The 9,701-nt window shown below is 54.0% G+C and carries 10 protein-coding genes; 3 read left to right on the top strand and 7 right to left on the bottom strand.

Features of this window, described 5'->3' with window-relative positions; all coding sequences use genetic code 11:
• Positions 1–207: 207 nt before the first annotated feature.
• On the bottom strand, positions 208–738 hold the full coding sequence (gene ftnA / locus IGS51_RS09020; protein WP_367279296.1) for a non-heme ferritin: 531 nt from the start codon (positions 736–738) through the stop codon (positions 208–210).
• A 218-nt stretch (positions 739–956) separates the two neighbouring features.
• On the bottom strand, positions 957–1,517 hold the full coding sequence (locus IGS51_RS09015; protein WP_297078093.1) for a Crp/Fnr family transcriptional regulator: 561 nt from the start codon (positions 1,515–1,517) through the stop codon (positions 957–959).
• Positions 1,518–1,586: 69 nt separating this feature from the next.
• On the opposite strand from IGS51_RS09015, the gene IGS51_RS09010 reads away from it, so the two are divergent.
• Both IGS51_RS09010 and IGS51_RS09005 read left to right on the top strand, forming a co-directional pair.
• Complete coding sequence (locus IGS51_RS09010; RefSeq protein ID WP_297078092.1) at positions 1,587–1,790, top strand: hypothetical protein; 204 nt, start codon at positions 1,587–1,589, stop codon at positions 1,788–1,790.
• 667 nt (positions 1,791–2,457) lie between these two features.
• Positions 2,458–3,084 carry a DapH/DapD/GlmU-related protein gene (locus IGS51_RS09005; protein WP_297078091.1) on the top strand — a complete coding sequence of 209 codons (627 nt, stop codon included), beginning with the start codon at positions 2,458–2,460 and terminating at the stop codon, positions 3,082–3,084.
• A gap of 189 nt (positions 3,085–3,273) precedes the next feature.
• Here IGS51_RS09005 and IGS51_RS09000 read toward each other — a convergent pair whose 3' ends face one another.
• The 5 genes from IGS51_RS09000 to IGS51_RS08980 form a co-directional block, all read right to left on the bottom strand.
• A complete protein-coding gene (locus IGS51_RS09000; RefSeq protein ID WP_297078090.1) occupies positions 3,274–4,986 on the bottom strand; it encodes a tetratricopeptide repeat protein in 1,713 nt (570 codons plus the stop codon).
• Positions 4,987–5,215: 229 nt separating this feature from the next.
• The gene (locus IGS51_RS08995; RefSeq protein ID WP_297078089.1) at positions 5,216–5,491 is read right to left on the bottom strand and encodes a hypothetical protein; all 276 of its coding nucleotides are present in this window, start codon (positions 5,489–5,491) and stop codon (positions 5,216–5,218) included.
• Positions 5,492–5,757: 266 nt separating this feature from the next.
• On the bottom strand, positions 5,758–6,876 hold the full coding sequence (locus IGS51_RS08990; protein WP_297078088.1) for a class I SAM-dependent methyltransferase: 1,119 nt from the start codon (positions 6,874–6,876) through the stop codon (positions 5,758–5,760).
• Between the two features lie 109 nt (positions 6,877–6,985).
• Complete coding sequence (locus IGS51_RS08985) at positions 6,986–7,306, bottom strand: hypothetical protein (RefSeq protein ID WP_297078087.1); 321 nt, start codon at positions 7,304–7,306, stop codon at positions 6,986–6,988.
• A gap of 141 nt (positions 7,307–7,447) precedes the next feature.
• Positions 7,448–8,113 (bottom strand): peptidylprolyl isomerase, encoded by a 666-nt coding sequence (locus IGS51_RS08980; protein ID WP_297078086.1) that lies wholly within the window; start codon positions 8,111–8,113, stop codon positions 7,448–7,450.
• A 301-nt stretch (positions 8,114–8,414) separates the two neighbouring features.
• On the opposite strand from IGS51_RS08980, the gene IGS51_RS08975 reads away from it, so the two are divergent.
• On the top strand, positions 8,415–9,599 hold the full coding sequence (locus IGS51_RS08975; RefSeq protein ID WP_297078085.1) for a transposase: 1,185 nt from the start codon (positions 8,415–8,417) through the stop codon (positions 9,597–9,599).
• Positions 9,600–9,701: the final 102 nt, after the last annotated feature.

Below are 9,701 nucleotides of genomic sequence, written 5' to 3'. Positions count from 1 at the left end.
TCGGGATCTGTTTTTTAATCTGGTCTATCTACTTACAAGTCCCAAAAGCCCTGAAAATATGTCGTCTAGGAGCCGAAGCCCATAGCCTCTGATCTGGAGCCGGAGGGCTTGGTCGAAGAGGCTTTTGGGCCAGCGTCTCCTACGAGAAATCAGGAATTCCCAGAGATGTGTCAGCGAGATGTGTCAGGCAGTCAGGTTTTCAGATCTTTATGCACGCGCAGGCTCTGAAGTTGCCGCAGAAGTTGCCGCAGCCGCCAAACCGCCAATTTCTCGATCGATAAAGAACAATCCCTGTCCTTCAGTACCAATCAGATGAATCTTATCTAAGATGCTCTTGAATAAAAATTCTTCTTGATGTTGCTCCGCAACATACCATTGCAAGAACTGTAGCGTTGGATAGTCAGGTTCAGTATTAGCCAGATGCACCAAGTCGTTGATTTTACTCGTGATGAATTGCTCATGAGCATAAATCTTCTCAAACATCTCAGTCAACGATTGAAAGTTATGAGCAGGGGCTTCCATACTTCCAAGAATCGCCAACGCGCCCGTTTCTTGAAGATAGGTAATGAGGCGACGCATGTGCATCATTTCTTCATCAGCGTGCTGATTGAGAAATGATGCACAGCCGTCCAATGCTCTGTAGGCGCACCAGGAACTCATCTGTAGATAGAGATGAGAAGAAAACATTTCCAGGTTGATTTGCTCATTCAAGCAATTGATCATGTTTGGTGATAGCACTGCTTTTCAACACTCCTAAGTCATTATGATTCGAGGCTATTTTGAGGCAACTGGCTTATCTTTACGTATGGCTATGCTGATTGACTGACAAAACTCGAAGCACCCTCACCCCAACCCCTCTCCCAGAGCGGGCGAGGGGCTTTTGACCCAGGTTTGGCAGTTCAAGTCCCTTCGCCCCTTGTGGGAGAAGGAATTTAGGGATGAGGGGAAAAGATTTGTCAGGTAACCAGATGGCTGTGGCTACTCTGGGGCAGCAGGAGATACTGCTCTATCCAGCAAATTCGACGCTCTCGCTCAAACTGATTGAGTAAGCGAGTCACCGTTACCCGCGTTGTGCCCAGTGCATCGGCTATGTCTTGATGGGTCAGTCGCAGATTAATTAGTTTCCCTTGCTCGTGTGTTTCTCCAAATTGATTTGAGAGCCACTCTAGCAGACGCTGAAGCCTTAGGGGAACTTGTCCACTGCGAATGCCAACTAACTCTTGTGCTTGATAAAGATGGGAAAGCAGCGTCTGAGACAAGTCCACGCAGTCATCTAGGGCGATCGCCCTGGCTTGCACCTCAGTCAGACACTCCAACTCATAGGGCTGAATGCAGGTCAGATGTTGTCCAACCTGATCGCCTACTCCCCAAAATCCCAAACCGACAATCGTGCCGTCTTCCATCAGCGTATAGGCTCGCACCGCACCGCTTTCTATCAGCCAAAGGTGCTGCGGGTAGGCGGGGAGGGACTCCCGACGTTTGAATGAGCGCTTGGTAGCCGGATTAAGCTTTAGCATGGTTGGGAACGATATGCAGGCTAGGGTCGAACGATTCAGCAGGCAACTGCCTGTTCAAGCGGTTCTGCTATGGAACTCTGCTCAATGAGCTTGCACCTGTTTCACACCCTATGGTGTGGGGCGATCGCGCACCTTGGGCAGGATTCTCAACTGCTAGGGCAAAGCTCGGCATTTCTTGTCGGCAACTGGGACAAAACCAATACACCCCTGAACTACGAAAATGGCGCAATAGGCTTGCATTGCAGCAAAGACACTGGCTCATGGGCTGTTTAACCTTCGTGGGGCTTGTGAATATCGAGCAATGTGCCTGGGTAGGCAGATCACGCCCAGTCGAGAGCTAGGCATGAACTGTCATCTCATTATTGATATAAATTCTCAATAAGTCAAGCAATAGAGACCCAGGCTTGCAAAGAAACCTCAGGAAAAAAACTGGGACAAGGGCAGGGCAACAGTCTACCCTATGTGACTGTCCGCCGATGAAGAAAGACTGACGCACGGATGGAAGGGCGATCGCCCTCTGTGTTTTCTGAGCAGGTAATCGCCTCACTGAATCAATTGCCGATTGTTGATGCCGATTGTTGATACATTGTAGATACATCTCTACCTTTAGTCTGCTGAGGGCGACGCACCACGCGCAAAATCTAGTGGTCGCTCTGCAACACCCAATCGGCAAACTCTCTTCCGCTATTTCCCCCATCCAGCCAAATCCACAGCAGACTGGGAAAACGACCCCAAATGGCTGCACTCAATACCAACTCCATTAGCTTTGACGCGCAGGGCATTCCTAAAATGCAGGATATCTTCAAACAACTGGCGGAATAGCAGCTGTTCTTGGGAAAAGTTCGTTGCACAGGAGTTGCAGGGAAAACGGTTCCCCCGATTGAACTGTGGTAGTATCTTTGCGTCTCAGTGTTTCTACGCTGTAAGGGAGCGTCAACGGATGCTAAGGGGAACTACCCTCGATCGGCGATCGCTCGCCATCCGCTACCAGAACGTTGCGTCAAGGGGAACCGTTCAATTCATGGACGAATTCAGGAACGAATTCAGGAACGAATTCAGGGATGCAGAGTTAACCATTGCCCAGCCCGACTGGAGTCGAGAGCAGCTAAAACGCTGGTGGGACCCCGGTCGGCAGCTTTTGCGCTCTATTCGTCGCTATCAGACCTGGAAGCGACGCGGTGGATTGCTAGGGCTATTGGGCAGCAAGGTCGCCGTGCTGCACTACCGCTTTTGGAGCGTGGTGTCTGCTTCGGAAATTCACCTCACCTGCAAGCTGGGCGGTGGGCTGCTGCTGACGCATCCCAACGGCGTGATTATCCATCCCGATGCGGAGGTGGGTGCAAACTGCCTGATTTTGCAGCAAGTGACGCTGGTGGCAGGGGTGAAGGTGGGCAATGGGGTGGATATTGGCGCGGGCGCAAAGATTATCCGGCCGGTGACGATTGGCGATCGCGCTCGCATCGGAGCCAATGCCGTAGTCACGAAAGACGTTCGCCCCGGTGCGACGGTGGTGGGCATTCCCGCCAGAGAAATCAAGTCCTCCAACCTGATCGGCGCAACCCGTTAGCGGTTTTCAAAGCCGCCCTCGCACTTCTTCCAGATGGCAGTTTCCAGATAGCAGTTTCCAGATGGCAGTTTTCTGAAGGGGCGCTGCAAGTGCAAGGGACAGAAGCCTTGCAGAGGCTTGACCCAGCATCCAAAATCGCAAATCCAAAATCACAAATCCAAAATCGCAAATCCAAAATCGCAAATCCAGCTAGAACCGGGCAGCGGTCAGCGTCACATCAGCGTGTTGCCATGCTGAGCGAAACTGGGCGCGGGCCTGTCGGGCTTCGTCTGTTTTGCCCTGAGCCTCTAGGCTTTGCGCCAGGCCATAGAGCGACCAGCCGTTGTTGGGATAAGTCGCCAGGTCATCGCGGAACACCTGCTCTGCCTCCGCAGGGTGGCCCGCTTGCAGCAGCATCGCTCCCAGGTTTTGGCGCACGGGCGAATACCAGGGCGCGGGTTCGTCATAGTTAAGCTGGTCTTGTAGCGCCACGCCTGCTTCTAGATGGGCGATCGCCCCGTAAACATCGCCCCGCTTGGCGGCCAGTTCGCCCGACAGCACCTCCACGCCAATCTTCAGCAAATCTGCCGTCGAGTTGATGTCCCAAATGGTCACCCCGTCCAGGGCTGGGTCAGCGGCGATCGCCTTCAGTGCTTTCAGTTCTTGCGCGGCTGCTTGCCCCTCGCCCTTCGCGGCCAGCGCCATGCCTCGTGCAAAGTGCCACACGCCCGTTGGATAGACCAGATCCGCCTCTGGCTTGGGTTCTGCCAAAATTTCGTCCCACAGGCCAAACTTGACGGAGGTATAGAGCGGAATCACGGCGTAGTGTTGCAGCGTACCGTAACCCGGTTCTTTCCAGAGCGATCGCTCCACTAGATGGGCCGTGTTTCGCGCCGCCTCCACCGCCTCTCGCCGCTGACCAGCCATCATCGCCGCATACCAGAGGAAATGGTGATTGTGGGGCATATAGGCAATTCGGAAAATGCCGTCGGGATGGTGCGCCTGGGCATATTCCCGGTCGTTGGCGGCAGCCCGCTGATTGGCCACCACCGCATCGTGATAGCGCCCCACCCGCAGGTAAATGTGAGCAGGCATATGGAGCAGGTGGCTGGTTTGGATATTCAAATCCCGCAGGCGATCTGCCACGTCGGCTGCCAGTTCTGGCCGCTGCGCCTCCACTGCGTGAATGTAGAGGTGCAATGCGCCGACGTGGTTGGGAAACCGCTCCAGCACCGATTCCAGCGTGGCGATAATTTCTGCGCCTGCGTCGGTGGGATTGCCCGACTCGTCCCAATAGTCCCAGGGAGTCGTGTCCATCAGCGCTTCGGCAAACAGCGTGCCCGCGTCTGGGTCATTGGGATAGCGCTGCGCCACATCGCGCATGGCGTTGGCATAGGCCCGGTTGAGTTCGGTGCGGTCTTCTACGGGTTCTGGCGCATAGCGGGTGGCGAGGGCGTGGATGTAGGCGCGTTCGCGATCGCTCGCATTGCCCCCCAGTTGCACGGCTTTTTGAATAGCCGCCCAGGCCGTCGGCACGTCGCTATCTTCCATCGCGGCGTTGATATTGGGCCCCAGCACGTAGGCCATGCCCCAGTAGCAGAGGGCGCAGGTGGGGTCGAGTTCGGCAGCCTGCTGAAAGGAGCGCAGCGCCTCGGCATGGTTGAACCCATAGGCCAGAATGAGTCCCTGGTCAAAATAGCGTTGCGCCAGGGGATTGCGGGTAGACACGGGGTGATGGTGATTGCCCAAGTTGTCAAATAGGGGAGCCGTGGGGGATGGGGGGGCGATTGCGATTGGTGCCTGGATAGGGTGATCTGCATGGGCGATCGCCGTTCCCGCATCCGTTCCGTGGATAGGAAAGCCCAGTGCAAGAATAAGCGTTGCGACAAACAGCATGGCGCGAAAGAGTTTGATCCGATTCACCGAATTTGCCTCCAAAGTTCTAAAGACCTGAAGAGATGACTTGACCCAAAATGATGTAGAACGATGCAGACAGCTATGCAACCCGTGTAGAGATTTGGGTGTTCTTAAAGCGTCTAGAATCGATGGTAGTCAATTCTTTGCGAGCATTTTCCCAGCCTTGAGATTTTTCAATCTGCGCGATTGGGGGCAGTGCGATCGCACGTTGCAAGAACACCCTCTCGTGCAGGGGCTAAGTCCGGAAGCGCTGATCCAACCAAATTCGCACCTCGGCTTCGGTATCGAACCGGATTCTGTGGTTGGTGATTGGATCGTAAACTTGCCAGATTGTTTGCCCAGTGCGTGTCTCAATGGTACAGATCTTGGGATCATGGCTGTGGGAAAAGGTCTGGGCGATCGCCCGCCAAACGGTCTTCAGTCGGCGGTGCGCGTTTGTTTGCCGTTTGGCAGTCCTAGTTGCGTTCAGCAGATGTTCGTAAGACTGGACATTTAGCAGGTAAAGTTTCATGGTTGACTGTCTCCAGATTGGGCTTTCAAGGGCGAGAGAAAGATGGTTTTGGATGCGTAAATTGGCTGGGAGAATCGCGTGCTTGCGCGTTTGGAGGAGGCTTCTGGTTTAGGGAGGGCTTCAGCAGCACTGCGTCCGTCTTGTGGGGATTGCAATGCTGCTGAAAACTGAGCCACGTTGAACCGAGACAAAGCGTCTCCATCAGCACGCTGAAACCGTGCCGCCATCGAGCAAAGGGTACACATAAGCGTGGGGGAATTAGGAACTTACTTGCGAACGATGTAGTAGTCGTTCTGGAAGTCGTGCGCCAGTCGCTTGATTTCCACCGTTTCAAATCCGGCCTCTGCCAGCATTTGCAAGGCCTGATCCTGTCCCCACATTGCGCCCAAACCCATGCCGCCATAGGCAAGAGAGACGGACATGCAGTGTAGGCAAGAGATGGTATACAGCAGTGTTCCCACTGGATGCTCTAGATTCCCACCCACGTCCGTAGCGGCGTGAATATCCTGCATCAGATACGTGCCCGTCGAACGAAGCGCACGGTGAATATTGCGGAGAACCCGGTCGGGATGCGCCTGATCATGAATCGCATCAAAGGTGGTAATCAGATCGTAGCGATCGCTCTCATCGATCTGTGCCGCATCCTGTACTTGAAATTGGATGTTTGACAGGAGATATTGCTGTGCGGCTGCATTCGCAATGGCGATCGCCTCCGGAGAAAAGTCATATCCAGTAAAGCGGCTATTGGGATATGCCTGCGCCATGCGGATCAGAGCGCGACCGCTGCCACAGCCCACATCCAGCACGTCGATGCCGCGCTCCAGATCCTCCGTCAGCCCTGGCACCAGCGGCAGCACATGGTCAAACAGCGCCGACACTACGCTCTGTGCGCTGTCTTCGGCCATGACGGCATGAAAGCGCTTGTAAGCAGAATAGGGAACGCCGCCGCCTTTATAGAAGCATTCCAGCACCGCATCCTCAACAGCGCCCAGCAGGGGAATGTATTGCGCGAAAACGGCAATATTGTCCGATCCGGCGGCCCGCGTCAGAAATGCGGCGTGTTCCGCAGGCAGGCTATAGGTCTGAGTAACTGAGTCATAGTCCACCACGCGACCGGTCACCATTGCGCCCAGCCACTCCCGCACATAGCGCTCGTTCAGCCCCGCTGCATCAGCAATTTGCTGGCTGGTGGCGGGCGGCAGTTCTGCCAGAGTGTCAAACAGTTCAGTGCGATGTCCGATGGAAATCATCAGCGCCAGTGCGCCGCTGTTCAGCGTGCCCACCAGGGTTTCGGCAAAAGCTTCGGCTTTGGCTGGGTCGAATCGGGGCAGGTCGAGTTCGGGCGAGTCGAATCGGGATTGCTCAATCGGTTGTAGCGTCGTCATGGAAGTATCCTCAAGGTTTGTAGGAGTGTGTTGTGACGAGCCGAGGGGTGGCGACTCCGCAGAGCGCCTCTCACTCGTTACAGCAGGTTAGATAAGCTAATGGCAACGTTCAGTCATCAATGCGTTCAGTTGGAACCATAGGTTCCCACAACAGGCTGGCGGTGTGGTCTGGGCGGCGAGTCTCCATCAGGCGATCGCACGTCTGCACGACATTGCAATACAGTCCCAGCGTTCCGGTCTGATCGGGAGTCGGATACAAACAAATCCAGTGCCCCGCAGTCAAAGTATGATAAGTGCCGCCGGATGCCACACAATCTTGAGCAATCTGAATTGCGGTTGTTAGCCTTGGGCTAGGCGGGGCGATCGCCGTGGTCATCAGTGCGCCCGTCAGCAGCACGCTTTGCAAAAAGTATGAGAGTTTGATCAGCATGGTGCTTCCTTTGATAAGGTATGATATGGCTTACTTAAGTTTGAGTTGAGTCGGGTATCTCCCCTGCTCTGCTTCTAAGCTATCGAAGCAGGCGATCCCATTCCGTTCCAAAAGCGCTCCCAGAGCGATCCGGTAGAGTTTCTAGCTGGCCCGCAGTTCTGCATCGAGCCACGCAGCAAACAGTTCATCCAGCAGGCGTTGCTGGGTCGCTTCGTCAAATCGGGCGGGAATCTTTTGCTCGATGCGAATGATCACCACACAATCTTCGAGCGATAGCGGCGCAACCAGGTCGCCCGGTGCGCGAGTCGCCAAGACATGGGCAAAGCTGGGATGATAAGCGCCGATTTCTACCGGGCCCACCAATCCGCCCTTTGCCGCCTCCGGACCTTGGGAATATTGCGCGGCCAGGTCTGCAAAGGTTTGCTCCCCCTCTAGCAGACGAAAATATAGCTCGTTGGCCAGGTCGGCATCCTGTGTCCGAAGCAATGAGTAAATTACTTGATCGAGCTGCGTTTTGCGCTGCAAAAAGTAATGGTCGAGCTTATGCTGCCACTGGGCTTGCTTAAACTTTTGCAGCTTCACCCAGCGGGCGATCGCCTCAGCAGTTGCTTCCTTAGCGCCTTCTGGAGGGTGGGGCAACTGCTGGCGGATGGAGGCGATGTCTTCCTCAGTGCAGTCCATAGGGGCGATCGCCCGGTCAATGATCATTTCTCGCTTGAGCTGAGGCAAAAGCTGATAGCGTTCCAGCAGAGGAATGATAGATTCTACAGCAATTTCTTGATCAAAAATTTGCAGAGTAGCGCTCATTATTTACAACCATTCTTATGTTTGATGTCCAATTCGACTAAATTGGGTAGCTAAATCGTTTTTTTGCGGAAGCCCCGTGTCACAGAGCTTCTACAAAAAACATAAGCTTTGTATCAGCTAAGGTCTTTAGCTTTGACAGACATCCAGCGCAAAACTACGCACCAAGCGTCGTCACATCAAGCTTGTAGCCAGTATGCTGACTGCCTGACAGAAGTAGGTGAAACCGAATAAACACAAGGGAATTAGCGAAGAGGGCAGAGAGTTATGAGAGGCTAGAGTTACCACACAACAGCCCAAAATCATGACACCCTCTACCCATTTGTATGGTCAACTATTCGACCAGTTGAGTCAACACAGTCGTGTCTGCGATTTGCGCCACTTGAAAACTCTGGCGTGGATGGTGAATGCCTTGCTCTACAGCGGAGAATTGAACCTAGCTGCATGGGAGCCGTATGTGTACAGTCGAGCCACGAAAGCGCAAAGTACTGAGCGGCGCTGGCAGCGATTTATGGACAATTGCCGCATTAGTGTGACGGCAATTTACGTCCCCTTGGTGCTGGCGGCCCTGAGTGGGTGGAAGCAACAGCGACTGTATTTAGCCTTAGATACGACGGTTTTGTGGGAACGCTTTTGCATGATTCACCTGTCGGTGGTCTGCTGTGGACGGGCGGTTCCCTTGTTGTGGCGAGTCCTCGAACATGGCAGTGCCACCGTTGCCTTTGAGGAGTACCAACCTGTCTTGCGCCGTGCTCGGTGGCTGTTGCGGCATCATCCTGCTGTGATGCTGTTAGCTGACCGAGGCTTTGCTAATCATGAATTGATGAAATGGTTACGGCAGAGCCGCTGGCATTACTGTTTACGATTACCCTGTGATGTCTTGATCCATACCACACGACGCTATCCTTTGATGGTCGGGACGCTCTATCCTCCCCTCGGAGAAGCCCGACTCTACGAGAATGTGAGCTTGTGGCTCGATGGCGAACATCGCTGTAACTTGGTGGTTGCAACGGTACAGGGAGCCAAAGACTCTTGGGCGGTTGTCACCGATGAACCCCCGACCTTGCAGACACTCTGGCAATATGCCTTGCGGTTCCGGGTAGAGGAATTATTTTTGGATAGCAAGTCTGGCGCTTTTGAATTAGAAGACTCGCGCTTGCGCTCTGCTGCTGCCCTCGAGCGCCTTTATCTAGTCGCTGCCATTGCCCTGCTGTTTGCCACGACCCAAGGCATGGCGGTGCAACTAGCAGGCTTGAGACAACAGGTAGACCCGCACTGGCGACGTGGCATTAGCTATCTCAAAATCGGACTCCGCTGGTTGCAAGGGGGGATTCATAAAGGAAGACCCTTCTTGCCTTGCGTTCCCTTGTTGCCCAACGATCCTCAAGCGTGTTTCGCCTCACTCAAGGCAAAGCGTGACTACGATGACCACATTTGGTTTCATCGAGTTCGTTCCATTGTTTGTAAACCTGCTGCTACCGTCGATTAGAAAAGATCTGTCAGGCAGTCAGGATTGTCTGTCTAAGATCCCAAATCGGGGAAATAGGCTGACGATTGTCTGCATAATACCCCTGTTTTGGGGAGTTAGGCA

This window comes from Thermoleptolyngbya sp. M55_K2018_002, from assembly GCF_015295965.1.
Classification (GTDB): Bacteria; Cyanobacteriota; Cyanobacteriia; order Elainellales; family Elainellaceae; genus Thermoleptolyngbya; species Thermoleptolyngbya sichuanensis.
Note: the sequence above shows the minus strand (reverse complement) of the source record. Positions and strands in the feature narration are given on the sequence as shown.

Bases quoted from the DNA above. Each gene is read 5' to 3' on its own strand.
- IGS51_RS09015 (WP_297078093.1), bottom strand. From the start codon at position 1,517: ATGCTAAAGCTTAATCCGGCTACCAAGCGCTCATTCAAACGTCGGGAG.
- IGS51_RS09010 (WP_297078092.1), top strand. From the start codon at position 1,587: ATGGAACTCTGCTCAATGAGCTTGCACCTGTTTCACACCCTATGGTGT.
- IGS51_RS09005 (WP_297078091.1), top strand. From the start codon at position 2,458: ATGCTAAGGGGAACTACCCTCGATCGGCGATCGCTCGCCATCCGCTAC.
- IGS51_RS08995 (WP_297078089.1), bottom strand. From the start codon at position 5,491: ATGAAACTTTACCTGCTAAATGTCCAGTCTTACGAACATCTGCTGAAC.
- IGS51_RS08990 (WP_297078088.1), bottom strand. From the start codon at position 6,876: ATGACGACGCTACAACCGATTGAGCAATCCCGATTCGACTCGCCCGAA.
- IGS51_RS08985 (WP_297078087.1), bottom strand. From the start codon at position 7,306: ATGCTGATCAAACTCTCATACTTTTTGCAAAGCGTGCTGCTGACGGGC.
- IGS51_RS08980 (WP_297078086.1), bottom strand. From the start codon at position 8,113: ATGAGCGCTACTCTGCAAATTTTTGATCAAGAAATTGCTGTAGAATCT.
- IGS51_RS08975 (WP_297078085.1), top strand. From the start codon at position 8,415: ATGACACCCTCTACCCATTTGTATGGTCAACTATTCGACCAGTTGAGT.